The sequence below is a fragment of the Myxococcus qinghaiensis genome (assembly GCF_024198215.1).
In the GTDB taxonomy this organism is placed as follows: Bacteria; Myxococcota; Myxococcia; order Myxococcales; family Myxococcaceae; genus Myxococcus; species Myxococcus qinghaiensis.
In genome coordinates this window covers 370,784-397,740 of the sequence record NZ_JAKCFA010000006.1, presented here as the reverse complement: position 1 = coordinate 397,740, position 26,957 = coordinate 370,784, and the positions used below count along the sequence as shown (strand labels likewise).

General features: G+C 69.5%; 22 protein-coding genes. 9 read left to right on the top strand and 13 right to left on the bottom strand.

Translation table 11 applies throughout. The features are described from left to right. Positions 1 to 121: 121 nt before the first annotated feature. The 3 genes from uvrA (at position 122) to LZ199_RS13700 (ending at position 7,238) form a co-directional block, all read left to right on the top strand. Positions 122 to 5,428: an excinuclease ABC subunit UvrA gene (gene uvrA / locus LZ199_RS13710; protein ID WP_253994122.1), complete on the top strand. Its 5,307-nt coding sequence runs from the start codon at positions 122 to 124 to the stop codon at positions 5,426 to 5,428. Positions 5,429 to 5,497: 69 nt separating this feature from the next. After that, positions 5,498 to 6,094, top strand: coding sequence for a glutathione peroxidase (locus tag LZ199_RS13705; RefSeq protein ID WP_253994121.1), 597 nt, complete (start codon positions 5,498 to 5,500; stop codon positions 6,092 to 6,094). 133 nt (positions 6,095 to 6,227) lie between these two features. Beyond that, a complete protein-coding gene (locus LZ199_RS13700) occupies positions 6,228 to 7,238 on the top strand; it encodes a DUF5996 family protein (RefSeq protein WP_253994120.1) in 1,011 nt (336 codons plus the stop codon). Positions 7,239 to 7,331: 93 nt separating this feature from the next. Here the strand turns inward: LZ199_RS13700 and LZ199_RS13695 are convergent, their stop codons facing one another. From LZ199_RS13695 to LZ199_RS13670, 6 genes are all read right to left on the bottom strand, one after another. Then, on the bottom strand, positions 7,332 to 8,438 hold the full coding sequence (locus LZ199_RS13695; RefSeq protein ID WP_253994119.1) for an ADP-ribosylglycohydrolase family protein: 1,107 nt from the start codon (positions 8,436 to 8,438) through the stop codon (positions 7,332 to 7,334). Positions 8,439 to 8,648: 210 nt separating this feature from the next. Further along, on the bottom strand, positions 8,649 to 9,791 hold the full coding sequence (locus LZ199_RS13690; RefSeq protein ID WP_253994118.1) for a chemotaxis protein: 1,143 nt from the start codon (positions 9,789 to 9,791) through the stop codon (positions 8,649 to 8,651). Positions 9,792 to 9,908: 117 nt separating this feature from the next. After that, complete coding sequence (locus LZ199_RS13685) at positions 9,909 to 10,499, bottom strand: DUF4136 domain-containing protein (protein WP_253994117.1); 591 nt, start codon at positions 10,497 to 10,499, stop codon at positions 9,909 to 9,911. Positions 10,500 to 10,625: 126 nt separating this feature from the next. Further along, positions 10,626 to 11,138 (bottom strand): hypothetical protein, encoded by a 513-nt coding sequence (locus tag LZ199_RS13680; RefSeq protein WP_253994197.1) that lies wholly within the window; start codon positions 11,136 to 11,138, stop codon positions 10,626 to 10,628. A 5-nt stretch (positions 11,139 to 11,143) separates the two neighbouring features. Next, the gene (locus LZ199_RS13675; protein WP_253994116.1) at positions 11,144 to 11,674 is read right to left on the bottom strand and encodes a zf-HC2 domain-containing protein; all 531 of its coding nucleotides are present in this window, start codon (positions 11,672 to 11,674) and stop codon (positions 11,144 to 11,146) included. After that, positions 11,674 to 12,309 carry an RNA polymerase sigma factor gene (locus tag LZ199_RS13670; protein WP_253994115.1) on the bottom strand — a complete coding sequence of 212 codons (636 nt, stop codon included), beginning with the start codon at positions 12,307 to 12,309 and terminating at the stop codon, positions 11,674 to 11,676. Before LZ199_RS13670 ends, LZ199_RS13675 begins: the two co-directional genes overlap by 1 nt. 180 nt (positions 12,310 to 12,489) lie before the next feature. Here LZ199_RS13670 and LZ199_RS13665 point away from each other — a divergent pair, with 180 nt between their 5' ends. Further along, positions 12,490 to 13,068: a TIGR02265 family protein gene (locus LZ199_RS13665; protein ID WP_253994114.1), complete on the top strand. Its 579-nt coding sequence runs from the start codon at positions 12,490 to 12,492 to the stop codon at positions 13,066 to 13,068. An 11-nt stretch (positions 13,069 to 13,079) separates the two neighbouring features. Here the strand turns inward: LZ199_RS13665 and LZ199_RS13660 are convergent, their stop codons facing one another. Together LZ199_RS13660 and LZ199_RS13655 are read right to left on the bottom strand one after the other, a co-directional pair. Further along, entirely contained in the window at positions 13,080 to 13,556 is a 477-nt protein-coding gene (locus LZ199_RS13660) for a peroxiredoxin (RefSeq protein ID WP_253994113.1), read from the bottom strand. Positions 13,557 to 13,760: 204 nt separating this feature from the next. Then, positions 13,761 to 14,291, bottom strand: coding sequence for a hypothetical protein (locus LZ199_RS13655; protein ID WP_253994112.1), 531 nt, complete (start codon positions 14,289 to 14,291; stop codon positions 13,761 to 13,763). Positions 14,292 to 14,377: 86 nt separating this feature from the next. On the opposite strand from LZ199_RS13655, the gene LZ199_RS13650 reads away from it, so the two are divergent. Continuing rightward, complete coding sequence (locus LZ199_RS13650; RefSeq protein WP_253994111.1) at positions 14,378 to 14,716, top strand: hypothetical protein; 339 nt, start codon at positions 14,378 to 14,380, stop codon at positions 14,714 to 14,716. Here the strand turns inward: LZ199_RS13650 and LZ199_RS13645 are convergent. Both LZ199_RS13645 and LZ199_RS13640 read right to left on the bottom strand, forming a co-directional pair. Beyond that, the gene (locus LZ199_RS13645) at positions 14,673 to 15,650 is read right to left on the bottom strand and encodes a Fic family protein (protein ID WP_253994110.1); all 978 of its coding nucleotides are present in this window, start codon (positions 15,648 to 15,650) and stop codon (positions 14,673 to 14,675) included. The genes LZ199_RS13650 and LZ199_RS13645 overlap by 44 nt on opposite strands. Before the next feature lie 197 nt (positions 15,651 to 15,847). Next, a complete protein-coding gene (locus LZ199_RS13640) occupies positions 15,848 to 16,621 on the bottom strand; it encodes an SDR family NAD(P)-dependent oxidoreductase (protein ID WP_253994109.1) in 774 nt (257 codons plus the stop codon). A gap of 266 nt (positions 16,622 to 16,887) precedes the next feature. Between LZ199_RS13640 and LZ199_RS13635 the strand changes: the two genes are divergently transcribed. Then, entirely contained in the window at positions 16,888 to 18,888 is a 2,001-nt protein-coding gene (locus LZ199_RS13635; RefSeq protein WP_253994108.1) for a hypothetical protein, read from the top strand. A 61-nt stretch (positions 18,889 to 18,949) separates the two neighbouring features. Here the strand turns inward: LZ199_RS13635 and LZ199_RS13630 are convergent, their stop codons facing one another. Continuing rightward, entirely contained in the window at positions 18,950 to 21,190 is a 2,241-nt protein-coding gene (locus LZ199_RS13630; RefSeq protein WP_253994107.1) for a M9 family metallopeptidase, read from the bottom strand. A 343-nt stretch (positions 21,191 to 21,533) separates the two neighbouring features. On the opposite strand from LZ199_RS13630, the gene LZ199_RS13625 reads away from it, so the two are divergent. Beyond that, positions 21,534 to 23,315, top strand: coding sequence for a TIGR02996 domain-containing protein (locus tag LZ199_RS13625; RefSeq protein WP_253994106.1), 1,782 nt, complete (start codon positions 21,534 to 21,536; stop codon positions 23,313 to 23,315). Between the two features lie 85 nt (positions 23,316 to 23,400). On the opposite strand, the gene LZ199_RS13620 is transcribed toward LZ199_RS13625, so the two are convergent. Together LZ199_RS13620 and LZ199_RS13615 are read right to left on the bottom strand one after the other, a co-directional pair. Further along, a complete protein-coding gene (locus tag LZ199_RS13620; RefSeq protein WP_253994105.1) occupies positions 23,401 to 23,688 on the bottom strand; it encodes a hypothetical protein in 288 nt (95 codons plus the stop codon). A gap of 182 nt (positions 23,689 to 23,870) precedes the next feature. Next, positions 23,871 to 24,224 (bottom strand): hypothetical protein, encoded by a 354-nt coding sequence (locus tag LZ199_RS13615; protein ID WP_253994104.1) that lies wholly within the window; start codon positions 24,222 to 24,224, stop codon positions 23,871 to 23,873. Positions 24,225 to 24,505: 281 nt separating this feature from the next. Here LZ199_RS13615 and LZ199_RS13610 point away from each other — a divergent pair, with 281 nt between their 5' ends. After that, positions 24,506 to 25,615 (top strand): YcaO-like family protein, encoded by a 1,110-nt coding sequence (locus LZ199_RS13610; protein ID WP_407667198.1) that lies wholly within the window; start codon positions 24,506 to 24,508, stop codon positions 25,613 to 25,615. Further along, positions 25,612 to 26,790, top strand: coding sequence for a TfuA-like protein (locus tag LZ199_RS13605; protein ID WP_253994103.1), 1,179 nt, complete (start codon positions 25,612 to 25,614; stop codon positions 26,788 to 26,790). The genes LZ199_RS13610 and LZ199_RS13605 overlap by 4 nt, the downstream gene beginning before the upstream one ends. Positions 26,791 to 26,957 lie beyond the last annotated feature (167 nt).

Sequence of the window (26,957 nt, the reverse complement as noted above, 5' to 3'; positions counted from 1 at the left end):
CATTGTACCCCAGTTGTAGCAAGCCGCTCGCCCTTCACCCAACCAGGGGGGGCATTCCAAGGCCCGTTGGTTCACTTGTCTGTGGCGTTGAAGTGTCAGGTCGTTAAACCTCCGACCCGAAATGCACAAGACCCACCTCGTAGGCGCGCGCACGCACAACCTGAAGGACCTCTCCGTGGACCTGGCGGAAGGGGAGCTGGTCTGCATCACCGGTGTGTCTGGAGCGGGCAAGTCCAGCCTGGCGCTCGACACGCTGTACGCCGAGGGGCAGCGGCGCTTCGTGGAGAGCTTCAGCCCGTATGCGCGGCAGTTCCTGGAGCGGCTGGAGCGGCCGCCCATGGACGCGCTGGAGCCGGTGGCCGCGGGCGTGGCGGTGGACCGGCGCGCGCCGGTGAAGAGCTCTCGCTCCACGGTGGCGACGCTGGCGGACGTGGAGCCGTACCTGTCCGCGCTCTTCACGCGCGAGGCGATGCCGGTGTGTCCCACGTGTGGCGTGGAGGCGGTGCGCACGGATGCGCGCGTCGCGGCGGCGGCGCTCCTGCGTGAATCGCCGGACGCCCAGGCCCTCATCGCCTTTCCGCTGCGCATCGCCGACACGGCCGCGTTCCTGGACGTGCGCGCGCGCCTGCTGAAGGACGGACACCACCGGCTGGTGGTGCAGGGTGAGGTGCGGGAGCTGGAGTCGCTCAAGCCGTCGGAGGCGACGGACGCGGCGGGCGTGGCGCGGGTGCTGGTGGACCGGGTGAAGCTGTCGGCGTCGCAGCTGTCGCGCGTGACGCAGGCGATGGAGGACGCGTGGGCGCGCTCGGAGGGCGAGGCGGTGGTGCTGGTGGCCGGCGCCGAGCCGAAGCGGGTGCGCCGGGGGCTGGTGTGTCCGAAGTGCGCGCGGGAGTTCGAGGCCGCGCGGCCGGGCCTGTTCAGCTACCAGTCGCCGGTGGGCGCGTGCGCGGCGTGTCGGGGCTTCGGTCGCACCATCGGCATCGACTGGGACAAGGTGATTCCCAACCCGGCGCTGAGTCTGTCGGAGGGGGCCATCCGCCCCTGGTCCGGCGCGTCGACGGAGTGGGAGCGGGGCATGCTCCAGCGCTGGTGCCGCGCGAAGGGCATCCCCATGGACGCGCCCTGGGGAAAGCTGACGCCGGCGCAGCAGGAGTCCGTGCTGCAGGGCGCGGGGGACTACGACGAGGGTCGGGCGTACCCGGGCGTGCGCGCGTGGTTCCGGTGGATGGAGGGCCGCACGTACAAGATGCACGTGCGCGTGTTGCTCGCGCGCTACCGCGCATATTCGCTGTGCGCGAGCTGTGGCGGCGCGCGGCTCAACGAGCAGGCGCGGGCGTACCGTGTGGGTGGGTTGGACCTGCCGGGCTGGCACGGGCTGGAGCTGACGGAGGCGGTGTCCAGACTGGAGGCGCTGCGCACGACGACGGGGCAGGGGGAGCTGGCGCGGCGCGAGCTGTCCGGACGCCTGAGCTATCTGCGGCGCGTGGGGTTGGGCTACCTGACGTTGGACCGGCAGGCGCGCACGCTGTCTGGAGGCGAGGCGCAGCGCGTGTCGCTGACAGCGGCGCTGGGCACGTCACTCACCGGCTCGCTGTTCGTCCTGGACGAGCCCACCGTGGGCCTGCACCCCGGGGATGTGCCGCCCTTGACGGAGGCCATCGCGGAGCTGGCGGAGCGGGGCAACATCGCGCTCGTGATTGAGCATGACCCGCTGGTCATCCGCTCCGCGCACCGCGTGCTGGAGCTGGGCCCTGGCGCGGGCCGCGAGGGTGGGCGGCTGTGCTTCGATGGCACGCCGGAGGCGCTGGCGAAGCGCAAGGACTTGCCCACCGGACGACTGCTCGCGGGGACCGGCGAGTCGTCGAGGACGCCGCGCGCGAAGACGGGCTCCATCGAGGTGCGGGGCGCGCGGGAGCACAACCTGAAGGCGCTGTCGGTGAGCGTGCCCTTGGGCGTGCTGTGCGCGGTGACGGGGCCGAGCGGCTCCGGCAAGAGCACGCTGGTGGACGAGGTGCTCTACCGGCACCTGGCGCGGCGGCTGGGCGTGAAGGACGTGGAGGCTCCGGGCGCGGTGGACGCGCTGGAGGGCGCCGAGGCGGTGAAGTCCATCACCTTCGTGGACCAGTCTCCGCTGGGGCGCACGTCGCGCGGCAACGCGGCCACGTACACCAAGGCGTGGGACAGGCTGCGCGAGCGCTTCGCCGCGGAGCCCGACGCGCAGGTGCGAGGACTGACGCCGGCCCACTTCTCCTTCAACGTGGACAAGGGTCGCTGCGAGGCGTGCTCGGGCGAGGGCTACGAGACGGTGGAGATGCAGTTCCTCGCGGACGTGGCCCTGCTGTGCGCGGTGTGCCGGGGCCGGCGCTTCAAGGAAGAGGTGCTCGCCGTCCGTCACCAGGGCTTCAGCGTGGCGCAGGTGCTGGAGATGACGGTGGCGGAGGTGCTCCAGCACTTCGGGAGCGACGCGGCCCTCCAGCGCGCGCTGGGGCCGGTGGCGCGGCTGGGCCTGGGCTATCTGCCGTTGGGACAGCCCCTGTCCACGCTGTCGGGCGGCGAGGCGCAGCGGCTGAAGCTGGCGCGCGCGCTGGCCTCCGAGTCGAAGGGCTCGCTGTTCCTCATCGACGAGCCGAGCGCGGGCCTCCACGCGGAGGACGTGCGTCACGTCATCGACGCGCTGCACGCGCTGGTGGACCGTGGCGCCAGCGTCATCGTCGTGGACCATGACGTGTCGGTGATGAAGGCGTCGGACTGGGTCATCGACCTGGGTCCGGTGGGTGGCAAGGACGGCGGCCGTCTGGTGGCCGAGGGCACGCCTACGGACGTGGCGCGGGGCCAGGGCGCGACGGCGGAGGCGCTGCGAGGCGAGCGCAAGCCGCTGGGCCGCGCGGTGAAGCTGCGCAAGCCGGGCAAGGAGGCCGCGCCGGCCATCGAGGTGGAGCACGCGCGCGAGCACAACCTCCAGGACGTGTCGTGCAAGATTCCGCTCGGGAAGATGACCGTCGTCACCGGGCCCAGTGGCTCGGGCAAGAGCTCGCTGGCCTTCGACGTGGTGTTCGCGGAGGGACAGCGGCGCTTCCTGGAGACGCTCAGCCCCTATGCGCGGCAGTTCCTTCCCACCATGCCCCGGCCGGACGTGGAGCGCGTCAGCTCCATTCCTCCCACGGTGGCGCTGGAGCAGCGCACCTCGCGCGCGGGTGGCACCAGCACGGTGGCCACCGTCACCGAGGTGGCCCACTACCTGCGCCTGCTGTTCGCCAAGCTGGGCGAGCCGCACTGCCCCAAGGACGACACGCCCATCACCTCCATCTCCCCGGAGCTGCTCTTCGCGCAGCTCACCGCGATGAAGGGGGACGGGACGGTGCTGGCGCCCGCGGTGCGCTCTCGCAAGGGCACGTACCTGGATGTCTTCACCGCCGCCGCGCGCGGGGGCATCACCAGCGCCATCGTCGACGGGCAGCTCGCGTCCACGGATGACCCGCCGCGCCTGGCGAAGACGCGCGAGCACGACATCGACCTCGTCATGTACGAGGGCAAGCTCTCGAAGCTGCCGCGTGACGTGTTCGACAAGGCGCTGGGCTGGGGCCAGGGCGCGCTGAAGCTGCGCGCGTCGAAGGGCGAGACGCTGCTGTCCACCGAGCGCACCTGCCCGAAGTGCGGCACCGCCGTGCCGGAGTTGGACCCGCGCTGGTTCTCCTTCAACACGAAGCAGGGCCGCTGCGAGTCGTGCGAGGGCACGGGCGTGCAGGGTGGGCCGGCGGCGCAGGCCGAGGGAGAGACGGCGCCGTGCCGCGCGTGCGGTGGCAGCCGGTTGGACCCGGTGCCTCGCGGCGTGCGGCTGGAAGGCGCGCGCTACCACGAGGTGGTGAAGCAGTCCGTGGCCTCCGCGCTGGAGCGCGTGAAGGGCTGGAAGTTCAAGGGCGACCGCGCGCTGCTCGGCGAGCCGTCCCGCCAGGAGCTCTTGCGACGCATGGAGTTCCTGGAGCGCGTGGGCCTGGGCTACCTGTCCCTGGACCGCAACGCGGCCACGCTGTCGGGCGGTGAGATGCAGCGGTTGCGGCTGTCGGCGCAGCTCGGCGCGGGCCTCACTGGCGCGATGTACGTGCTGGACGAGCCCACCATCGGCCTGCATCCGCGCGACACCCACCGCCTGCTCGACAACCTGCGCGCGCTGGTGAACACGGGTTCCACGGTGCTGGTGGTGGAGCACGACTCGGACACCATCCGCGCGGCGGACCACCTGCTCGACCTGGGGCCCACGGGAGGCAGGGGAGGCGGACGCATCCTCGCGGAGGGACCTCCGGACGTGGTGCTGCAGAGCGACTCCCCCACGGCGCGGGCGCTGCGTGAGGCGCAGGTGCGGCCTCCGTCCGGACGTGGCGAGCCGAAGCACTGGCTGGAGCTGAAGGGCGCGCGCGCCAACAACCTGAAGCGCGTGGACCTGCGGCTGCCCCTGGGCCGGCTCAACGTCGTCAGCGGCGTGTCGGGCTCCGGCAAGAGCACGTTGATTCGCCAGGTGCTCTACCCGGCGCTGCGCGAGGCGCTGGAGCTGGTGTCCTCGAAGCCAGGACCCTTCGAGTCGCTGAAGGGCGTGGACCCGGTGAAGCGGGTGATGTCGGTGGACCAGTCGCCCATCGGCCGCACGCCGCGCTCGGTGCCGGCGACGTTCCTGGGCATCTGGGACGAGCTGCGCCGGGCCTTCGCCGCGACGCCCGAGGCCAAGATTCGGGGCTTCTCCGCCGCGCGCTTCTCCTTCAACACCGCCGCGGGTGGACGGTGCACCGCGTGCGAGGGGCAGGGCTCCATCTCCCACGAGATGTCCTTCCTCCCGGACGTGGTGACGCCGTGCGAGGCCTGCGGCGGCGCGCGCTTCGACGCGGCCACGCTGGAGATTCGCTACCACGGCCTGTCCGTCGGTGACGTGCTGAGGCTGTCCGCCGACGAGGCGAAGGATGTCTTCCGCTCCATTCCCAAGGTCGCCGCGCCGCTGCAATGCCTGTCGGACCTGGGCGTGGGCTATCTCCAACTGGGGCAGGGCTCCAACACCTTGTCGGGCGGCGAGGCGCAGCGACTGAAGCTGGCCTCCGAGCTGACGGCCTCCGCGCGGCACGAGCCCACGTTGTACGTGCTCGACGAGCCGACGACGGGCCTGCACCTGGGCGACGTGGAGAAGCTCATCACCTTCCTGGGCCGGCTGGTGGACCGGGGCGACACGCTGGTGGTCATCGAGCACCACCCGTCCGTCATCGGCGCGGCGGACCACGTCGTGGAGCTGGGGCCGGAGGGTGGCGACGAGGGTGGACTCATCGTCGCGGAGGGCACGCCTCGCGAGGTGGCGAAGCAGAAGACGGCCACCGGGCGAGTGCTCAAGTCACTCTTCTCGGGCGAGGAGCGCCCCGCGTCGCGTCGCGGTGCGGCGGGGAGTCGGTGAGGGTGGGATGTCGAAGTCAGGACAGAAGGCCGTGAAAAGGGGGCGGGGCTTCGGCATCCTTGCGGCCACATGAGAACCCTCCGTGTACTGACTGTCGCCACGGCGCTTTTCGTCACCCCGGCACTCGCCGGGGACACGGCGACGAAGCCCTCCACTCCCGCGAAGTCCCAGCCCCCGAGCGAGAAGAAGCCCATGTCCCTGCATGACCTGTCCGCGAACCGTCTCGATGGCAAGGCCGAGAAGCTCTCCGACTTCCAGGGCAAGGTCCTGGTGGTCGTGAACACCGCGTCGGAGTGTGGATACACGCCGCAGTACGCGGGCCTGGAGAAGCTGTACCAGGACTACAAGGACAAGGGCGTCGTCGTGCTGGGCTTCCCGTCCAACGACTTCGGCGGGCAGGAGCCGGGCAGCTCGGAGGACATCAAGAAGTTCTGCGAGCTGCGCTTCAAGGTCACCTTCCCCATGTTCGAGAAGGTGGAGACGAAGGGCGCCGGCCAGTCCCCCGTCTACGCCTTCCTCGCGAAGAACCACGACGCGCCCAAGTGGAACTTCCACAAGTACGTCGTCGGTAAGGACGGCCAGGTGAAGGCGGGCTTCCCCAGCAAGGTGACGCCGGAGAGCGACGAGCTGCGCAAGGCCGTCGACGCCGCGCTCGCCCAGCCGTAGCCCTCGCCTGACCTCTCGCCGGCCCGGAGCGAGCATCCACCCGGGCCGGTGTCGTGTCGTCCGCAGGGGGTTGGCATGCGGGCCTCCAGGAGGCCACCGTCGTGGTGGACGTGGCCCTTGAGGAGGGAGCCGCATGGCCATCGCGTCGATACCTGGATGGAGCTCGCGGGAGGAGGCGTGGCCCGCGCTTCCCTTCGCGGAGTGGAAGGACACCTATGCCACGTTGCACCGGTACACCCAGGTGCTCGGCAAGGTGCGGCTGGCGCTGACGCCACCGGAGAACCACTGGTGGAACGTGTCGTTCCGCGTGACGGCGAGGGGCCTGACGACGACGCTCATCCCCTATGGCAACGGCGGCTTCGAGGTGGACTTCGACTTCCTCGCCAGTGAGCTGCGCTTCCTGACGAGTCGGGGAGACGTGCGCGTCATGGAGCTGACGGCTCGCCCGGTGGCGGAGTTCTACCGGGACGTCATGGCCACGCTGCGCTCGCTGGGCATCGAGGTGCGCATCTGGGAGCAGCCGGTGGAGATACCGGACGACACCACGCCATTCAGCGAGGACCGGCACCACGACACCTACGTGGCCGAGCACGCACGGCGCTGGTGGCGGGCCCTGCTCCAGGCGGACCTCGTCCTGAAGGAGTTCCGCGCGCGCTTCACCGGCAAGTGCAGTCCAGTGCAGTTCTTCTGGGGGAGCTTCGACCTGGCGGTGACGCGCTTCGCGGGTCGGCCCGCGCCGATGAAGGAAGGCGCGGACGCGGTGACCGCGGAAGCGTACTGCGAGGAGGTCTGCAGCGCGGGCTTCTGGCCCGGCACCGAGGCGCTGGGAGGCGCGGCCTTCTATTGCTACGCCGCGCCGGAGCCGACGGGCTTTTCCGCCGCGCGCGTGGAGCCGGCGGAGGGCGGGTACGACCCGAGGCTCAAGGAGTTCCTGCTGCCGTACGAGTCGGTGCGCCGCTCGAGGGACCCGAGGGCGTACCTGCTCGAGTTCCTCCAGACGTCCTATGACGCGTGCGCGGACCTGGGGAAGTGGGACCGGGATCGGCTGGAACGGCCGCTCATCATCCCCGAGAGCCTGAAGGCGGCCCGCGGCGTCGGTGGGGGCACGGCGGCCGAGCAGCCCACGGCCGATACGCACGTGTGAGTGGCCGAGGTGGCGCGGACCTCCGCGTGTTCATGAGGGCCTCGTTCGGAGCGCCATGCAGAAGGTCTGGGCAGGTCTCTCGGGGCGAGGCGCTCAGTAGGGCGGCAGCAAGCGGCGGAAGCCGTGCGCCAGCACGATGGCCAGGACTCCCAGGTTGCGCGGAAGCAACCCGGGCCAGAAGAGGGCGAGCGGGCCTGTCCTCTCGACAGGTGGCTCGCCGGTCGGGAACTGTCGCGCCAGGTGCTCGGCGAGCGTGCGCATCCACTGCGTGGAGCGGGGCCACTCGGCGACTCCGTCCAACCAGGTGGGAGGAATGCCGCCCGCGCCGACGGTGGCTCCGAGCATGCCTCCGACGATGGCGCCCACCGTGTCCGTGTCTCCGCCGAGCAGGATGACCTCCTCCACCGCGCGAGGGAGGTCGTCCGGATGGAGCAGCCACGCATAGAGCGCCACGGGCACCGTGTGCATGACGTAGCCCGTGACTCCTCGCTCCAGCCCAAGTGACTGGGTGAGCTCCACGAGGGACGCACCTCGTGCCAGGTGCGCGCTCAGCGTGTCGAGCACCGCATGAAACTCGGCGGTGGTGGTGGTGTCGCGCAGCATCCGCAGCGCGGCCGCCGAGTCCTTCACGCCTTCGGGCCCGTGCAGCGCGCCGTACGCGGCGGCCCGAGCGACGAGTCGTGCACCATCCTCGGCCCGAGGGTCTCGATGTGTCAGTCGCGTGGAGGCCCGCACGAAGGCGTCGAGCCGCTCTGGATGCGTGGCGAGACAGGCCCCCAGCAGCGGCGCGCGCATCGCAGGGCCATTGCCCGCGGAGACGACGCCGCTGCGCTCGGGTGAGAAGCCGAGCCAGAGCTTCGCGATGGCACGCACCGTTGCCCAGCCGATGCCCGCTGGCAGCGCCAGGAACCACCCGCGCAATCTCCACCCCAGGTCGCGAGCGAAGAGGGACGCGTCCTCGGGTTGCGCGAGGAGCGCCTGGCCCGTCATGCACGCGTGCTCTGTGTCATCACTCGCGAAGCCTCGGCCCAGCACGAGCCGGTGTCGCAGCGGCGCGCCGCCGAACATGCGGTGTGCGCGTTGAGGGCTGAGTCCCTCCCGGGGCAGCCCCAGCGCATCTCCCACGAGGGTTCCCAGCAAGGCACCGGTGATGAGGTCCTGACGCGAGCGCGGGTCCATGGCTGGAACGAATGCAATCACGAAGCCCGCCCTGCACAGAGGGGATTCCCAATTTCGGCGCGAGGCCCGCCTGACAGATTGGCAAGGCTCGTCAACCGGAGGCGTCAGGATGTCGAGGCCGCGTGCAGGAGTCGAGGCCGCTGCGCGACGCTCAGCCCAGGCGTCGACGCCGCGCTGGCGAGGTCTGCCAGGGCCTCAGGCCGCGCTGAAGTGGCTGCCGCTTCGCAACGCTCAGCCCAGGCGTCGTCGCCATGCGCGCGTGAGCAGGAATGCGACGGCGATGGCGCCCACCACGCCCAGCAACGTCAGCCCGAGCAGCCACAGGAAGACGCGGTCCACGAGCATGGCCGCGCGCTGGAAGGCGTGGTCCACCAGTCCGTACCCCATGCGCTCGCCCTGCTGGAGCGTCTCCACGCGCTCGGTGTGGAGCGCCGAGAGGATGGCCTGCCGCTCTCCTCTCACGTCGACCATGAGCGCCTGCCGCTCCGATTCGATGAAGCGCTGGAGCGCCTCCCTGCCCGCGTCGAGCGCGCTCAGCACGGCGGCTCGCTCCCGGGCCACCAGCGCGGGCGTCCCCGCCGCCAGCCCTCCGAATTGGTCCAGCGTGTCCACCACGCGCTCCAGGTCCTTCATGGCTTCCTGCGCGGGGAGCATCTGGAGGGCCTCCTGCGCCATCGACTCCACCTGCCATCGGGCCTGGCGGGGCAGGGACGCGGCATAGAGGTCCATGCGCGCCGTGAGGTCCCTCACGTCCTCCACCAGCGCCCCCGCTGTCGCCCTCGCGCTGAGTCCTGACTGCGACGTCACGTCCGCGAGCAGCCCCACGGTGGACACCCGCGCGACGAGCGAGCCCACGAGCGGGTTCTTCGCGGCCCACTCATGGACGAGCTGGTGCGCGGCGGACGTGTCCTCCCTTCCGGACACGTCCTTCCACAGCGCCTCCACCTCGGCCTCCTGCTCGCGCAACATGCGCTCGGCCTTGGCCGTCACTTCCGGCGTCGCACCGGCGCTCACGGCCCACGCCGGCAGCGCGAGCTCGAGCTGCGCGAGCAGGGCCCACGCATCCACCAGCGCCGCCACGGGGTCGGGCTGGAGCAGCGCGGCCTGCATGGCCGGCACGGAATTGATTTTGAACGTGGTCATCGCCTCGCGCACGGACTCGGAGCCTGAGCGCGCCGCGATTTCATCCGAGGAGATCTCCAGCAGCCCGGAGAAGCGCCGCGCCATGTCCCGCACCCGGATGCGCAGCGCCGCCACCGACAAGTCGGAGCGGCCCACGCGTCGCACCAGCTCCGAGCGCGGCGCGGAGACGGAGCAGCCGTCAAGGCACGCGAGCAGCAAGAGGCAGCCGGCGATGCGGCGGAGGCGGGACATGGAGCCCGCGCAAGCTGCTCACTCCCGCTCGCCGCGACGACTCTGCTCCGGGGACAAGCCCGTGTCCGGCGCCTGACGCTCCCATACGTCGGTGGCGCCGGACACGAACCCCGCACGTCACTTCTTGCCCGGCTTCGGCGGGAAGCGCTCCAGCATCTTCGTCACGGCCTTGGTGATTTTCGACTGCTGCTTCTCCGCCTTGGCGCTGTCGTCGATCTCCGACTGCGCCTGCCCGCGCCAGACGAGCTTCTTGGACCGGGCGTCGACGATATCGAGCAGGAGGGTGCCCTGCTCGTACTCCCGCACATACGTCTCCGGCGCGGCCATGACGACGGGCCCACCGCCGTAGAACGGGTCCCACATCGGGTCGTAGGGATAGCCGTAGTACGAGTTGACGGTGTCCGCTTCAATCTTGTTGTCGATGGCCCCATGCCAGCCGATGAGGAAGTCGGGGTTATCCCCCATCCCCACCTTCTGGTAGCCGTGGGACTGCAGGTAGTCGTCGGCCGCGCGCTGCACCTCGCCACCGACGATGGGATTGTAGACGCGCTTGTCACTCCCCTCTGGCTGTGGGAGCCACGCATAGGTCTTGTAGGCGTCGAGCTGCTGGACGGCGCCGGGGTCGTAGTTGCTGCTCACGTCGATGCTCGCGCAGGCCGTGAGGGCCAGGCCCATCAACAGGGGCGCGAGTCGGGGCAGTAGACGCATGGAAGCCTCCTCGGTGGCGGCGCTCCACGCGCCGTCGGCTCCCTGACGGTAGGCACGGGGCCCATGTCGCCCCCAGGGCGACTGCCTGTCCGTCCCAGACCCCAGTCTCATCCCCGGGGTGGGGCGTCAGTCGTCGCCCCGCGAGTCCCCTGGTGGGCCGTTCTTCCAGAAGCTCTTGGACTTGAGGCCCCCTCGCGCGAGGGCGAGCGCCAGCTTCGCCCGCTTCTCCGGAGCAAGCTCCTTGGCCAGCGCCTGGTACATCTCCCTGTCCAACGCCGCGATGCGCTCCCGCGCCTCGAACGCACGCTGCGCGGCGGCGTCCACCTGCGCCAGCGCCGCGCTGTCGCCCCGCGCCGCCTGATGCAGCGTGCGAGCCGCGTCGCGCACCTGCTCCCGCAAGGGGCGCCGCTTCTCGTCGAAGCCGCGCAGCGTCTCCTCCATCTTCAGCGCCTGCGCGTTGTCCAGCTCCAGCGCCTCCGACAACGTCAGCACCTGCCGCAGCCGCAGCCGCTTCTCCAGGCGCTCCATCCGCTCGGCATCGCGAGGCCTGGGCTCCGCACCCTCCTTGTTGCCAGGCCGGGCCAGCGCCAGGAAGGGCACGAGCACCACCGTCAACGCCACCCACGACGTGCGAGTCATTGTCTTCACAGCATCTCTCCCAGCGGATCTTCCTCATCCCAGCCCGCGACGTCGTCGAGGGCCTCTTCGTCTTCCAGCTCGCCGCCGGACTCCAGCGGCTCCAGCCCCGCCCACGCCTCGAAGTCCGCCAGCGTGCGCGCTTCCACGGCGAGCTCCTCCACCACCGGCGCGTCCTTGGGCTCCGGCGGCGTGCTCGGCGCCAACGGCCGCGGAAGGCCTGGCACCAGGACCATCACCGCCACCGCCGCGGCGGCGGCCACCAGCGAGCCCACGGTGCGCCGGCGCAGGGCCTGGCTCGTGCGCTCTCGCTTCCACGTGTCCAGCGCGCGCTCGGGCACGGCCTCCTGGGCGAGCTTCTCCGCCGTCGTCGGCGCGGGCAATGTCATCAGCGACAGGATTTCCACCGACGCGGCGAAGGCCTCGCGGCACCCCGCGCACGACTCCAGATGTCGGAGCAGGGGAGCCGTCTCCGACGCGTCCAGCGCCCCCGCGGCGTGCGAATCCAGCCGCGCTTCCTGGTCAGGGCATGCAGCCATCAGCTCATCTCCTCGGGCTCGCCCACCCGCGCCTTCAGGCGCTTCACCGCATGGTGGAACTGCACCTTCGCATTGTTCTCGGTGATGCCGAGCGTCTCCGCGATGTCCTTGAACGCCAACCCGGCGTCCACGCGCAGCGTCAGCACCTCGCGCTGGCGCCGGGGCAGCGTCAGCACCTCCTCGCGCACCCGCCGCGCCCGCTCCGCCCGCTCCAGGCCTTCCTGCGCGGACTCGCCAGGGGCCTCCGCCACCTCGTCATTCGCCGCTTCCACCAGCACCGGCCGCCACCGCTGGCCGTGCCGCGCGTGGTTCTTCGCCAGGTTGAGGGCGATTCGCACCAGCCACGCACGGAAGGGCGCCGGGCCCGCCGGCGTGAAGCGCGCGAACACCCGGCGCGAGGCCTCCAGCGCGCGCAGGAAGGCCGCTTGCGTCAGGTCCGCCGCGTCCTCGGGCCGCGTCGTGTAGCGGCGCACCAGCGAGAAGACGAGCGCGCGGTGCCGCCTCACCAGCACCTCGAAGGCCGCCTCCTCGCCGTCCAGGAAGGCATGGCAGAGCACCTCGTCCGGCGCCCGCTCCAGGGCCAGCCGACGAGACGGCATCGCCACCACCCGGCCGCCTGTCTCCCTGATGCTCACGACGCCTTCAACACCCGAGCCGGCCGCAGGTTATTTTTCACCGGGTTGTCCGTGTCGCATGAATTCAAGAATCTCAGGAAATGACAGCAAATTGGGCGACAGTTGGTGGGGACATCAATTTGCCCTGTTCGCCGAGCCGCTGTCACAATGGCCGCGGCTGGTGCAACCCACGGACTTCTCATGGTTCTGGAAGGCTCGGGCTCTCGCATCAAGGGGGGCGTGCTCATATCGCGGCTGAACATGCTGCGCCGACACGGCGGGCAGATTCGCGTCGACGAAGTCCTCGGGCGGCTGCCTCCGTCTGACCAGGCGCTGCTGCGCAAGTCGATATTGCCGGTGGCCTGGTATCCGCTGGAGCTGAACCTGCGGCTGGACACGGCCATCGCGGAGGTGCTGTCGCCGGAGGACGAGGGCCGGGCCTTCATCGACATGGGACGTGCGTCCGCGGACGAGTCGCTGAACGGCCCCCAGCAGACCTTCGTGAGGGCGGGGGAGCCACACTTCCTCTTGAGTCAGGCGGCGCGCATCTACCGGTTCTATTACGCGGTGGGCTCGCGCACGTACGAATGGACGGGCCCCCGGTCCGCGGTGCTGCGCACCTTCAGCGCGGAGAACGTCACGGAGGCGGACTGCCTCACCATCATCGGCTGGCACGAGCGCGCCATCGAGCTGTCGGGGGGCCTGGCGCCGCGAATCACGCACCCGATGTGCCGCGCCCGGGGCGCCTCCCACTGCGAGTACCACTGCTCCTGGTTTTGACGCCCGGGCCCTCAGGCGGCCGTGTCGTAGGGGATGGGGAGCGGGGTGGACTCGAGGTAGCGCAGGACGTCGTCCAGGTGGCGGTACACGCGCACCTCGTGGCGGATGATGTCCTCGATGCGGCCGTCGGGGCCGATGATGAAGGTGACGCGGCGGTCCACCCGGAGCACGGGCCAGAGCACGTCATAGGCCCGGCTGATGACCCGGTCCGGGTCTCCGAGCAGGGTGAAGTGGATGTCTTCCTTCTGCGCGAAGGCGCACTGGGTGCGCTGCGTGTCCACCGACACGCCCACCAGCTCCGCGCCCAGGGCCTGGAGGCGGTGGTGGTTGTCCCTGAACGCCCGGTTCTCGATGGTGCAGCCGAGCGTGAAGGCCTTGGGGAAGAAGAAGAGGACGACCCGGCGGCCCCGGAGCGCGGACAGGCTCAGGGGCGCGCCATGGCAGTCCGTGGCGGCGAAGTCCGGCGCGAGGTCTCCGATGGCGAGCATTCCGACAGCTCCCTTGCTGGTGGCCGCGACGGTCCACCGGTACCACGTTTTCCGAGCGAGTCCGGGAACCGTTTCCCCGCATGCCGCCACCCGTTGGCCCCTCGACGTCGGGACTGTGTCCTTCCCGAGTCCCCGAGGGGGGCGCGTCCTCCATCGCATGGTTGGAGTCCATGGGGTGTTAAGTAGTGTTGAGCGTCCCCCGCCTCACTCCGGCAGGACGATGGGCGAGTCGTCGTATGTCCGTCCGGCCTGGTCGCCGAACCAGAACCCGCGGTACTTGAAACCGTCGCGCTGGCCGCTCGAGTCGAGGAACACGTCGACCCGTGTGCCCTCGGTGTCATGGGCTTCGACCTCGGCGTAGTCGTTCTCCAGCCCCAGGCCGGCCTTCACCTTCTGGGCCTTGGCGCCGCTGACCTTCACCTCGAGCTTGCCGTTCACCTCGGTGACGGAGGGGCCCGTCGGGTCGAACACCAGGCGCAGCTGGCCGTTGAAGCCCTTGGGCACGGTGAAGTGGATGGTCTTCGCGGTGCGCGCCTCCCACCAGCTGGCGGTCAGGTCATCGAACACCACCGCGAAGAGCCCCACCGCGCCGACCACCAGCAACACGACTCCCACGCCAATGGCCACGGGCGTCGTGAACTTGAAGAGCTTCTTGAGGAGCAGGGTGAGGCCAAGGCCGACGCCACCGCCCATCACCAGCAGCAGCAACATGCCCAGCAACACCGCGATCGCCATCCCACTGTCCGGACCGTTCACTTCGTTCGACTCCTCGCCATGTACTCGGGTTGCTCCACGCGGAGCATAGGACGGAGACCAGGAGCATGTCGGGCTGTCGCGAGGCTGGGCATTCCAGCGGTGTCCATGACGCTCGGGAGGTGGGGAAGTTCTCCAATGGCGAGGTGCCCCAGGACATGACGCAGGCCTTCAGCGTCTGGTGGGCTGGCGGGGGCTCGGACGTGAAGCTGGTGCGCAAGGGCCAGGCGCTGGTGGTCCTCCAGCGCTTCAAGGACGAAGGCATCGACCCGCGCAAGGAGCGGGACGTCGAGGTCGCCCGCTTCGCCCTTCCGCCCCAGGTTCGCGGGAGTGGGTTGGAGCCGGAGGCCACGAGGTCCCGGACTAAAGCAGGCCCAAGCGCCTCCTCAGGACCTGCTCACGGTTGAAGTCCACCCACGCCGCATCCGGCGCGTCCAGGTTGCCCGTCTCAGTGACGAGCTTCTGCCAGACCTTCTGTCCTTCACGGATGTGTTCCACCCAGTGGGGCAGGGTCATGTGATGGACGTTCAGCGGGCTGTCGAGGACCGAGGGGGTGAGGCCCGCATCGACCAGCAGCCGGTTCAACACCAGGCGGTTGGTGCGGGTGTTGTAGTCCACGTAGGCATGAAGGTTCTCCAGCGCCTTGTGCGTTCGAGCCACGCTGAGCAACGCCTCATCCGGGTCGAAGACGAAGCGCATGGCCTGGTAGTGCTCCCGGAGGAGCCTGTCGACCTCCTCCAAGGGGTTTTTGACCGCCGCGAGGACGATGCGGCATGTCCCGGGAGTGGAGATGTCGATCCGCGCGATGAAGGGGTCGTGCTCATCCATCAACTCCTGGGCGCTGTCATGGAGTTGGTTGAACGTGAGCGTGAGCTCTCCGACACGGGGTTGGGCGCCAAAATCGTACTGGTCCCTGGAGACGAGTCCATGGAGCCTGGCGTAGGCCTCCCTGTCGAAGTTGCCGAAGTTGAAGGTCGAGCTGACGAAGCGGTCCGCGTTCATCATCCTGGCGTTGTACTCAGGGTCGGCGACGTCCTGGGGCCGGGCGTGGGGATCCTGGTGAAGTCGGTGATGCCCCCTGATGTAGACATTCTCACCCCAGTGCTGATGGCGGCCGTCGATGTGCTCGCGCCATTTCTGGGCGGGCCCCAGCAGGTCATACCGCTGCTGTTTCGACAGGGAGATGAGCTTGAAGTCGAAGGCCATCTCCGCCGCGAGCTCCCGCTGTTCCCGCTCGTGTCGCAGCCGGGGCATGCCCCGCTCGCGCTGCGCGGTGGCGCGTCGCTCGTAGGCTTCCAGGGCTCTGCGGCGCTGCTCCTCTTGCAGTTTTGGATCTGGCATGGGGCTCCTCGGCTGAGCCTGGGCAGCTTGTTGCCTGGGCGTAAGAAGGAGTGCGAGAGCAAGTGGCATACCGCGTGAGCGCCCATGGGGAGACACGGCGCGAGTCATCGGATTCGCGTCCTCCGGGAACGCGGCTGCGTCCCAGCCCGCCGAGGCTCACCTTTCACCATGTGGGGCGCGGGTGGACGATGGACTGTCTATCCCGCGGAGACGTTGGTGTGGCCACCATCCACGGTGAGCACGCTCCCCGTCATGTAGCGAGAGGCCTCTGAAGCGAGCAGCAGCAGGGGCCCATCCAGCTCCTCGAAGTGACCGGTGCGCCGCTGGGGGATGCGCTCCACCATGGCCCGGCCCTCCGCGGTGGCGAGGAACTCCCGGTTGAGGTCCGTCTCGAAGTAGCCGGGCGCCAATGCATTGACGCGGATGCCATGCGGCGCCAGGTCGACGGCGAGTGCTCGGGTCAGGTGATTGACGCCCGCCTTCGAGGCGCAATAGGCGGGCAGCCCCTTCTCCACCACGCTGCCGAGGATGGAGGAGACGTTGATGAGGGTGCCTCCTCGGCCGTGGCGGATGAGGTGGCGCGCCGTCTCCTGCGCCATCAACCAGACGCCCTTGAGGTTGGTGTCCATCACCCGGTCCCACTCGGCCTCGTCCTGCTCGTTCCAGGGGAGCGCATCCACCGTGCCGGCGTTGTTGACCAGGATGGAGAGAGGCCCCAGTCCGGCCTCCACCTCCTCGCGCGCGGCGCGCACCCGGCGCGAGTCCGTCACGTCGAGCGGAACCACCAGGGCCTTGCCACCCTCGGCCTGGATGGTCCGCGCCACGCCCGACAGGGCTTCCGTGTCGCGCGCCGCCAGGGCCGTGGCCACGCCCTGACGGGCCAGCATGAAGGCGAAGTGTCTGCCCAGCCCACGTGAGGCGCCGGTGATGAGCGCCACCTTCCCCGCGACGTCGAAGTGTCCCATCGCCATTCATTCCTCGCGCCAGCTGCCAGTCCCGCCCTGTCAGGCGTGAGGAACTCTACCTGAACGCCCTCAACGACAGACACGCATCACCGCGTGCCATGAGGACGCACTGGCGTCTGCCGCGAACGCAGCCCTCGTGGAGAGCACCTCTCCAGGCGAGAGGCCGCTGGTCCGCGGGGAGCCGCCAGCGGAGGCGACGGAGGAGGAAAGGCGCGGCACACCCCTTGCTGAATGACGGCTCCGAGTCATTCCTCCCCAAAGGTCGGCGCCCCATGTTCGAGGACCTCCACGTCGAGATTCGCCGTCCAAACCAGCCCTCGGTGTATGGGCAGATTGTCCGCGACTTGAGGGGCGGCGGGCACATCGCGGGCGAGGACTTCGAGGTGCGCATCGGTGGCACGGACTCGCTGGTGCGTGTCTCGCTGGGGCACCTCCACGCGCATCCCTCGCTGCGCTACATCTCGGGCGCCCACGTCGAGGTCCAGAACGACGGTGGGACCTGGTACGGGCAGATCGTCCACTACGAGTCCGGCTTCTACGACATCCGCCTGGGTGGAGGAGGGGAGGACGACATCATCCGCGTGCGCGCATCCGATGTCCGGCTCAGCCCCACCGTGCTCGCGATGCCTCAGTCGCGCCTGCTCGCCGCATGGACACCGAACATCGCCAAGGCGGCGACGGGGTCGGAGCATACGTTCCTGGCCCGCCTGCGCCGTGGTTTCGAGGAGCACATTCCGGGCTTCGGCCGGCTGCCCCAGGACGTCGTCAATCAGGTGCTGCCCGACCTGGTGCGCAGGTGGTTCTACGACGTCGGCTTCGGCATCAACTCTTCCGACTGGTGGCCGGTGTTGGATGGCTTTCCGCCCCAGATGCAGGGACAGGTGTCGGCCTTCGCCAAGGCCCTGGCCGACTGCTTCATCGCCCAGATGAAGCAATCCCGCGCCAGCCTCGCCGGCATCCTCAAGCGCTACACCCACCTCTTGCTCGTCGTGGAGGAGGTGCGCAAGCGCTTCGACGATGCAGCCTACGGCTTGTTCGTCCAGCAGCTCTCGGACCGAATCGTGGTCGACCTGCCGCTGATGGGCATCCTGGGCGGTGAGATGAGTGGTGACATGTTTGGCATTGGCGCGACGCTCATCGCCAAGCCGAACTCCTTGCTCATGGTCACCCAGAAGGACGACCCGCTCGACCACTCGGACTCCCTGGTCGCCTTCACCAGCGCCTGCGTCAATGGCGGCGGCCGGGTTCGCAAGGTGGTGCTTCCCAAGGGGAAGAGCGTCAGCGAGACCATCCGGAAGGAGGCCTTCGCCTGGATGCAGCAGGCGAACTGCATCTGCTGGCTCAAGGGCTATGAGCTGGGCACGCGGTTCCTCAACAGGCGGGAGCTGTGGAGCGGCTCGGACCTGCGCAACCGCATCCGCAATACCTGGGGCGTCAGCGACGTGGGCGGGTTTCCGAGCAAGCAGGGGGCGCTCGCGGCGTGGCTGGAGAAGCGGCACCAGGTCCCCGTGAGGAAGCTGGACCGCTCGAAGGTGCTGGTCATCTGGAGTCGCTTCACGGGCAAGAAGGGCGAAATCCATCTCGAGCACGACACCAGCTTCGAGGGGACCCGGCAGCTCATCGACCGGGCCTTCAGGGCATGGAACTTCGACTTCGTGTTCATCGCGGGTGACAAGCCCATCGTCCACAGGGGCGTGGACAGCCCGGAGAAGCGGATACACAAGTTCGACCAGATGTGTGAGGACCTCGGCAAGGGCCGGGCCTTCAACCTGACGTGCTTCTGGGAGGATGAGACCTCTCGCACGTGGTGTGGCAACCGGATGGACCAGTTCAAGCTGTACGAGTACCTCCACCGTGTCGCTGACACGCGGCACCTGGGGATGCGCAGTGGCAATCTCGAGGCCATGGCGCTGATGGGCTACTGGGTGCGCTACATGGAAGAGGTGGGGAGCTGGGGCGCCTCGCGCATGACCCACTGGCATGCCATCGGGTTGGGCTACGAGCGAATCGTCATCTCCCAGCCTCCCACGCGCTCCGGCAAGCACTTCGTCCACGTGCATCGCGAGGTGCCCGAGAAGCCCTCGGCGAGCGCCCCCAAGATGATGAACTACCTCACCTTCCGCAATCACGGCTTCCCCGGGACGGTGCAGGTGGCCAAGCCGAAGGCGGAGCCCAAGCCGCCCGACATCAGCAAGTATGCGAAGGGGTTTGATCCGAAGGACCTCGTGGAGATTGGTGTTCACCTCACCTCGGTGAACTGGTCCCGCAGGTAGCGCCGTGGGCCCCCGGCTGGAGGATGGACTCACCCTCCACCCGGGAGCCTGACTTTTCGTCTCAGGGCGCCCCGTCGAAGTGGGCCTCCAGCTTCACGTCCGAGTAGGGCGTTCGGGCCACGAGCATGAGGTAGTAGTAGCCACCCGTCATGGGGGTGTGGATCTCCACGGACTCCTCATTGCCCGGCAGGTAGGGCCGGTGGTCATACTCAGTCGCGGTGGGCCACGTGCCGGCGCGGACGTACAGGTCCGCGTTGCCGGTGCCTCCGCTGGCCTTGAAGCGCAGGTGGGTCGCGCCGGGGGGCATGTAGAGATAGAAATAGAGCGCGCTGCCGGTGGAGGCGAGCGGGCCCCGGTAGCAGCCGTTGTCGAGCTTCTGCGAACTGGCCGCCGTGCAGGGCGGCGTCGTGCCCGGCGGGGGCCCGGAGTCGGGTGGCACGCAGGTGCTCGGGTCCGTGGTTGTCGCGACACAGAGAATCCACGAGTGGAACTCCGCGTCGTTCGCCGTGCCCAACGCATCCAGGGATTGTCGATACGCGCTGTAGTTGCCCGCGCGGAACTGCGCGAGGAAGGCGTTCACCTGGTCCGGGTGCCGCTCGAACATGAAGCGCGTGGCCAGATAGCCCCACGAGTACACGCGGTCCGCGCCGCTGTTGTAGTCGTTGCGCAGGATTTGACTGAGCTGGAAGGCCCTGCTCGTGCCCGACGTCACCGCGCTGCCGTTGTCCTCCTGCTTCGAGAGGTACTCGGCCAGGCCTTCAATCCACCAGATGGTGGGCTGGCTGCTGCTGGTGGGGAAGTCACCCTTCATGTTGAAGCGGCCGTCCAGGTAGTGGATGTACTCGTGGCGCAGGTTCCAGATTTCGAAGGTGGGCCGCAGCCACTCCGCCTCGTAGGCGATGAAGCGGGCCTGGTTGCCGGAGGCGGCGGGGTCTCCTTCCAGGTACATGCCGCCACTGTTGGTGGTGACGCCGAACAGCACGCCGGCGTACGTCTGGTAGTCGAACCTGCTGTCGAAGACGACCACCTCCAGGGACGTGTTGTTGTCGCTGGCCACGGGCACGCGGTTCGTCTGAAGCTTGTCGTGGAAGGAGGACTCCTGCGTGGCGAGCTGCGCACAGCTCTGCGTGAGCTGCGAGGCCGTCATGTCCTGCACGCGCAGGCGCAGCGTGGCGCCACAGGTATGCGTGGTGCCGAGCACCGTCTGCTCCACTCTCCGGCGGAAGTCGCAGATGCCGTACCAGGCGCAGTTCGCCCTGTCGTAGTACTCGGCCATCTCCGCCGTGCCCACCCAGAGGCCCGCCGTGGGGCCCGTCATCGCGTGATTGTCGAAGACCCCCTTCACCTTGAAGCGCGTCAGGGTCTGGAGGTTTCCAGAGTGCTGGAGGAAGCGGGCCAGCTCTCGCGCCGCGTTGACGGTGAGGTACTGGTTGGAGGTGGCCAGCAGGTGTCGGGTGCGGGTGATGAAGGACTCGAGCGAGTCGAGGATGGACGGGTCCGCTCGCACGGCCGTCACGAAGTCCGCGTTGTATTGGCCCCGGTAGAGGCCATTGAAGACGCTGTTGGTGGCGCCGCGCATGGATGACGAGGCCACGGTGGTGTCATTGAACCGGTCCAGCAGGCCCCTGAGGGTATCCAGGTTCCAGGCGGTCTCCCCCGCGCTGTCGATGAGGGTGACGAACTCCTGCAGCACCGGGCCGTGCGTGTCGTTGACGTCCGTGAAGTGGCTGTTGGCGATGAAGGCCGCGAGCGCCGGGCGGATGGCATTGCGCAGCGCGGTGCCGTAGCTGCCCACCACGCCGGACTGGTAGAACTGCACGTAGTAGCCGGCGCGCAGGAACAGGAGGAGCTGGAGCGTCTGGGCGGTGTTGTCGCCCGCGTACTGCTGGGCGTTGGAGGTGAGCGCGGTGGCGACGGTGACCATCTTGCTCTCGGCGAAGACCTGCGCGGCCTGGGTGCCCGTCACACCGAACAGCGTGTTGAGGCACGCCTCCGTTGAGCCCTTCACCAGGGTGATGAGCTGGGGGCCCGTGGCGACCGCGAAGGCCCCGGTGTCGCACGCCAGCAGGGACCGCGCTGTCGCAGTGGGGGCTGGCGCTTCACGCAACAGCTCGGGGGCGATATCCGGCTCGCGCTCGGCGGGTTGGATGCGGCGATGGGTGTGCTCCAGCCCGTGGACTCTCCACGTGGACTCGGCGGGGGGAGGCTTTGCTGGACGGGCGAGTGCTCCCGTCGCGAAGAGGGTGAAGCCGACGGCGAAGACAAGGGGATGGCGGTACGCATCCGTGAGGGGACGGCGCATGAACTCAGGCTCCTGGGTGGCAGGCACTGCAGCGCGGTGTCAGTCGTTCCGGGTGACGCTGAGGGTGAGCCTCGCGAGGCGTTTATACATCCGGGTACAAATGCAACTCCCCGGCGATGCCCCGTCATGAGGTCTGTGTCAGTGGCTGTCCCGGTCGACTCGACGTGTCTCGATGAATTCGAGGCATCACAGGAATAGCAGTCGGGTCTGACAGTGGACCTCGATGTCAGCTTCCCTCACCGGGGCCGTGAGTCTCGCGCCCGCCTCGCGGAGCCTGGCCGGATGCGCGCCCTTGATTGGGATGATGGGTGGCCGGTTGGCAACTACAACTGGGTCTACATTATTGTCCGACGCATTGGGTACGAACCTCGATGGCCTCACCGCGATTCGCGACCGGCTGGACGACGACGCGCCCCGCCTCGCGCTGGCCAGCACGCTCACCGCGCGGGGAGACCCGAGAGGTGAGTTCATCGAGATGCAGTGCGCGCTCGCCCGCTATCCGGATGACACCCTCACGCGGGACACCCTCCTCGCCCGCTCCGAGGCCCTGCTGGCGAAGCACCAGGAGGAGTGGCTGGCGCCCCTGGGCCTGCGACGCCGGGAGGTGAAGTGGGCCCGCGGCTTCGTGGACGAGGTGACGCTGTCACCGGAGCGGCTCGAGGAGGTGGGCCCCCGGCTCCTGCGCGGCGAGCCGGTCCGGACGCTGAAGTTGAGGGGGCTCGACAGGCGCGCCGAGCGGCTGGGGCAGGCCCTGGGTTCTGCCCTGCTCGACGCCATCGAAGTGCTCGACCTGGCTCACTGCAGGCTGGGGCCGGACGCAGGCGACGTGTTCGCGAGGGCCCAGGGCCTCACCCGACTCCGTGAGTTGCAATTGAAGGGCAACGCGCTGGGCTTCGAGGGGGCGCGGGCGCTCGCCTCCGCGCCGGGGCTGAGTGGGTTGACGCAGCTGGACCTGTACGACAACGGCGTGGGCCCCGGTGGGACCCGGGCTCTCGTCAAGTCGTCGTCCCTTTCCAACCTGCGCGAGCTGGGGTTGGGGTCCTGGCAGTACCGGGGGGATGACGAGTCCGACGGACTGCTCGGCGATGCGGGAGCTCATGTGCTGGCCCGGGCCACCCACATGCCACGACTGAGGGCGCTTGGACTCGAGTGGAGCGGGCTCACCCAGAAGGGGGCCCGGCTGCTCTCGGAGGCGCCCCATCTGGCGGACCTGCGCAAGCTGTCGATGGCGGGGAACGACGTGCGCAGCCATGGGGCGCGCGCGCTGTTCGAGCGGATGACGCGGCTGGAGTACCTGGACATCCGAATCAACGGGCTCGGACTCGCGGGGATGCGCGTGGTGACGTCGTCGTTGAGCCGGCTCACGTCGCTCGACCTGGGCGACAATGGGCCTGGAGCCGCCCAGGCCCTCGCTGAAGCGCCCCGCCTGACGGGCCTGCGCCAGCTGTGGCTGTTCTCCTCCGCGGTGGGAGATGAGGGGGCACGGACGCTCGCGAGCCTCCCCCACCTGTCTCAGCTCAAGACCTTGATGCTCTCTCACAATGAAGTCGGTCCCGAGGGCGTGAGGGCGCTCGCCCACTCACCGTCGATGGCGGGATTGACGTCCCTCGATCTCGGCGGCAATCCCATCGGCTCGGAAGGGGCGTGCGCGCTCGGCGGCGCATCCTCCTTGAGTCAGTTGTCGACGCTGAACCTGTCGTTGACCTTCATCGATGAGGCGGGATGCCGGGCGCTGGCCGCCGGTGAGCACTTCCAGCATCTGACCGCGTTGGACCTCAGCATCAATCGAATCAGGGACGGAGGTGCCCAGGCGCTGGCCCAGGCGCGTCACCTCTCTCGACTCCGGACGCTGAATCTCCTCCAGGGCGAGATTGGGGAAGCGGGCATGAGCGCCCTCGCGGCGGCCCCACACCTTTCGGGGCTGAAGTCACTCAACCTCTCCGGGAACCTTCACACGGAGGAGGTCCTGCGCGGATTCACCACGGCGCCCTGGGCGGCGTCAGTCGAGGAGTTGGGGCTCACCCGTCGGTGGTTCCAGGAACAACCGGATGCGGGCGCGGCCCTGCTCGCGGAGCTCTCCCGTGCGATGCCTCACGTCAACTTCGACCAGTATGTCCGCGAGTGAGAGCCGCCCACGGAAGCGGACGCGCACCCTCCATCGGAGCCGACGGGCCCGGAGACGACACGGGCCCGTCTGTCCTTTACTCGCCCTAGAAACACGCTCCACAGGCGTAGTCGCCCGTCGGGCCCGCGTCGTAGAACTGCGTGGCCGACTGACAGTACAGATGCAGGACGTTGTAGTGCCCGGGCCCGGCGTAGTTGCACGGAGGCTGGTGGGCCGCCAGTCGATTGCAACCCCAGAGATACACTTCCGTGAAGCCCGCGGGGCAGCTGGGCGCGAGCGACTGCTCCTGCCCGGCGGCAGCGGGGGCTGACACCTCCGCCTCCAGACCACCACAGCCCATCACCAGACCCGCCACCAGGAACGAGACACCCATCAAAGGCACTCTTCGCACGTGACCTCCCGGAGAAGCACTCATGTCTGTGCAGCGCCGGCATGATAGCGCATTCCGTGAAGCGTGACAGGCGAAGCGGAGTGGGCATGGGCTGGCGGCGCTCATGGCCTTCAGCTCCCACGCCAGGCGAATGGGCCGCCTTCGCCTGGCGGTGAGTCAGACGGCTAGCAGTTCTGGACGCACGCGGAAACGCTCGAGGACGGGCGGACCGTCGCGCTGCTCCCGCAGACGTACTGCTCGGAGCCGCACTCCTGGCGGTACTTCTGGGTGCCCGCCTGGTACTGCTTGCAGGCCCAGTACTTCCAGCGGAACGTGCCTCCGGTGCAGGCAGGATCCGAGTAGCCGCCAGAGCCCCAGTCACGACAATTGTTCGTGAACGTGCCCACCGCACAGGCCCGTTGCTCCACGTCACCCACGACGACTTCGGCTTCCGGCGTCTCGGTCGCCGCGCCGCCGCAAGCGCTCACGCAAGCCACTACCGCCCCCAGGAACAACGAACGCACGAAGTGCTTCGACATGGTTCGACTCCATCGGTTGTGTGTCTGCTCGCCGGCCACCGGTGTCTGCCTTGACCAGGCCCGGCACGTCCGGCGAGTGGGGGCCTTATCCCAGACGTCTTCGCCTGCCAGGGATTAAGCGGAATTAAGTCCGATTAAGGCGGGGAGATGGGGCGCCGCGTGGGTCGAGCACCGCAACAAGGGCAAGGGCTTCACGCGTCGCTGCTGACCTTGCCCTGCCGAGGTGCTATCCGCCGGGGGTGTCCTTCGAACGAATGACGTCGTCCCGGCTGGCCCGGGCCATGGGGGTGACGCGGGTGGCGCGCGTCACCGGGCTGGACCGCACGGGTGTGGAAGTGGCCTGCGCGGTGCGCCCGGGCGGGCACGTGCTCCAGGTATGCAACGGCAAGGGCCTCACTCCGGAGGAGGCCGCGTGGGGCGCGCTGTTCGAGACCGCGGAGCTCTGGGCGGCGGAGACGGTGGTGCCGGGGAGGCTTGCATGGGGGGCTCGCGCGGAGCTGGAGGGACGGCTGGGGACGCTGTGGGGCGCGGACTCGCTGGGCTCCGCCGGCGCGCTCGTGGAGCCCCGGCTGTGGGGAGACGGGGTGCGGTGTGCGTGGCGCGAGGCGACAGAGCTGGGCTCGGGCGAGGCGGTCTGGGTCGCCGCGCAAGGAGTCCACGTGACGCCGCCGGGAGGTCCGTCGCTGGGGCCGGTGGCGGCGGCGTGGACGAGCAACGGCTCGGGCGCGCATCCGGAGGCGGCGAAGGCGCTCCTGCATGCGCTGCTGGAGGCCGTTGAAAGAGATCAGCTCGCCCGGGTGTTTCCGGAGGGGTGGACGGAGGAGGCCGTGCGGGGGCGGCTCTTGCGGACGGCGGAGCTGGCGAAGGCGGTGCCTCGGACGGCGGCGCTGGCCGAGCAGCTGCGGGAGCGTGGCTTCGCGGTGTACCTGTTCGATGCCACACCGTCCGCGCGCACGCCGGGCGCGGTGGGCCTGCCCGTGGGCGCGGCGGTGCTGGTGGACCTGGAGGAAGGGCCCGTGCCGCTCACGGCCGGTTATGCCTGCGCGCTGGAGCGTGACACCGCGCTCTTGAAGGCGTTGCTGGAGGCCGCGCAGTCGCGGCTGACGGACATCCACGGCGCGCGCGAGGACGTGGCGTCGGTGGACCGGCAGGCGGCTCGGGACTTCGCGGAGGCGTGCGCGGGCGTGCGCGCGAGGCGCCGGGCCGGGGAGCTGCCGGACCTGGGCGCGGTGGCGCGGGGGCCCACGGAGGCCGCCGTGCGACGGGTGCTGACGCGGTTGAAGCGCGCGGGGTTTGCGCGCGTGGCCTCGGTGGAGCTGGACGCGCCCGTGCCCGGCTTGCACGTGCGACGGGTGGTGGTGCCGGGCATGCTCATCTCGGAGCTCCTATGAAGCGGCGCGCGGAGGAACTGGTGGTCTTCCTGGGGCCGTCGCTGCCCGCGGAGGAGGCTCGGAAGCTGGCCCCCTGCGTGGTGCTGCCTCCGGCCCGACAAGGGGACGTGTGGCGCGCGCTCGGCGCCCGGCCGCGTGCGATTGCGCTGGTGGATGGCGTCTTCGAGGCGCAGCCATCCGTGTGGCACCACGAGCTGCTGGCCGCGCTGGAGGCGGGCGTGGCCGTCTTTGGCGGCTCCAGCATGGGAGCGCTGCGCGCGGTGGAGCTCGGGCCCCATGGCATGGTGGGTGTCGGGCGCATCTTCGAGTGGTATCGCGACGGCGTCATCTCGGACGACGCGGAGGTGGCGCTGCTGCACGCGGATGCGGAGCACGGCTGGCGGCCGCTCACGGTGCCGCTCGTCAACGTCCGGCATGTCGCGGAGCGGGCGCGGGAGGCGGGCGTGTTGAATGCGCGGCTGGCCCGGGGACTGGTGGACGCGGCGAGCGCGCTCTTCTACCAGGAGCGCACGTGGCCCCGGTTGATGGAGCGCGCGAGGGAAGGGTGGTCGGAGGCCACTCGGGAGGCCTGGGAGCGCTGGTTCCCCCAGGGCATGGAGGACTTGAAGCGGCGGGACGCGCGGGCCTGCATCCAGGCCGCCGCGGAGTGGGTGGCCTCGCGAGCGCCCTCGGTGCCTGGGGTTCGGCGGTCTCCCTCGTCCCTGGTGCGGCGACGACGGCTGGTGGAGGACGTGACCCGGCTCCCTGGCGCCGTCGTGCCCTCGGGGCAGGTGCTGGAGGTGCTGAGCCAGGCCCCCGATGCGCGGGCACTGGCGGAGGCGGGGCTGCGGCGGGCGTTGCTGGCGGGGTGGGCCCGGACGATGGGGCTGTCTCCCACGGCGGGCGAGGTGGAGGAGGCGCAGGCCGCGTGGTGGCGCGAGCGCGCGGTGCCCGTGCGCAGGCGCGACGCGTGGCTGGTCGCGAATGGACTGGATGCCGAGGGGCTGCGCGCGCTGTGTGAGGAGCTGGCGCTGGAGCGGCTCGTGCTGACGCAGTCGACGCGGCTGCTCCCGGATGGCCCCTCCTGGGAGGAGGCGCTGGCCTCCGAGTCCCGACTGCGCGGGCGCTGGGCGGAGGCCGCGCTCGCGGTGGCCGAGAGCGACGAGGTGGACGTGCTCGAGCACGACGCGGACTGAGCGGGGAGGACGCCGGAGAGCCAACGGAGCGAGTTGGGTCCTTCCAGCCAGGGCATGCCCACCTGCCGGGTGGGTTTAATTCGTGACAGCTCATGAAGAAAGGCTAGGGTCAACCCTGGAGGTTACCCTTGCTCAACCCCGTTCCCTGGGTGGTCACCGAGACCCCT

What these genes read in the sequence shown, in the direction of transcription:
- uvrA (WP_253994122.1), top strand. Translation starts at nt 122, where the DNA reads ATGCACAAGACCCACCTCGTAGGCGCGCGCACGCACAACCTGAAGGAC.
- LZ199_RS13705 (WP_253994121.1), top strand. Translation starts at nt 5,498, where the DNA reads ATGAGAACCCTCCGTGTACTGACTGTCGCCACGGCGCTTTTCGTCACC.
- LZ199_RS13700 (WP_253994120.1), top strand. Translation starts at nt 6,228, where the DNA reads ATGGCCATCGCGTCGATACCTGGATGGAGCTCGCGGGAGGAGGCGTGG.
- LZ199_RS13690 (WP_253994118.1), bottom strand. Translation starts at nt 9,791, where the DNA reads ATGTCCCGCCTCCGCCGCATCGCCGGCTGCCTCTTGCTGCTCGCGTGC.
- LZ199_RS13685 (WP_253994117.1), bottom strand. Translation starts at nt 10,499, where the DNA reads ATGCGTCTACTGCCCCGACTCGCGCCCCTGTTGATGGGCCTGGCCCTC.
- LZ199_RS13680 (WP_253994197.1), bottom strand. Translation starts at nt 11,138, where the DNA reads ATGACTCGCACGTCGTGGGTGGCGTTGACGGTGGTGCTCGTGCCCTTC.
- LZ199_RS13675 (WP_253994116.1), bottom strand. Translation starts at nt 11,674, where the DNA reads ATGGCTGCATGCCCTGACCAGGAAGCGCGGCTGGATTCGCACGCCGCG.
- LZ199_RS13665 (WP_253994114.1), top strand. Translation starts at nt 12,490, where the DNA reads ATGGTTCTGGAAGGCTCGGGCTCTCGCATCAAGGGGGGCGTGCTCATA.
- LZ199_RS13660 (WP_253994113.1), bottom strand. Translation starts at nt 13,556, where the DNA reads ATGCTCGCCATCGGAGACCTCGCGCCGGACTTCGCCGCCACGGACTGC.
- LZ199_RS13655 (WP_253994112.1), bottom strand. Translation starts at nt 14,291, where the DNA reads ATGGCGATCGCGGTGTTGCTGGGCATGTTGCTGCTGCTGGTGATGGGC.
- LZ199_RS13650 (WP_253994111.1), top strand. Translation starts at nt 14,378, where the DNA reads ATGTCGGGCTGTCGCGAGGCTGGGCATTCCAGCGGTGTCCATGACGCT.
- LZ199_RS13645 (WP_253994110.1), bottom strand. Translation starts at nt 15,650, where the DNA reads ATGCCAGATCCAAAACTGCAAGAGGAGCAGCGCCGCAGAGCCCTGGAA.
- LZ199_RS13640 (WP_253994109.1), bottom strand. Translation starts at nt 16,621, where the DNA reads ATGGCGATGGGACACTTCGACGTCGCGGGGAAGGTGGCGCTCATCACC.
- LZ199_RS13635 (WP_253994108.1), top strand. Translation starts at nt 16,888, where the DNA reads ATGTTCGAGGACCTCCACGTCGAGATTCGCCGTCCAAACCAGCCCTCG.
- LZ199_RS13630 (WP_253994107.1), bottom strand. Translation starts at nt 21,190, where the DNA reads ATGCGCCGTCCCCTCACGGATGCGTACCGCCATCCCCTTGTCTTCGCC.
- LZ199_RS13620 (WP_253994105.1), bottom strand. Translation starts at nt 23,688, where the DNA reads ATGGGTGTCTCGTTCCTGGTGGCGGGTCTGGTGATGGGCTGTGGTGGT.
- LZ199_RS13615 (WP_253994104.1), bottom strand. Translation starts at nt 24,224, where the DNA reads ATGTCGAAGCACTTCGTGCGTTCGTTGTTCCTGGGGGCGGTAGTGGCT.
- LZ199_RS13610 (WP_407667198.1), top strand. Translation starts at nt 24,506, where the DNA reads ATGGGGGTGACGCGGGTGGCGCGCGTCACCGGGCTGGACCGCACGGGT.
- LZ199_RS13605 (WP_253994103.1), top strand. Translation starts at nt 25,612, where the DNA reads ATGAAGCGGCGCGCGGAGGAACTGGTGGTCTTCCTGGGGCCGTCGCTG.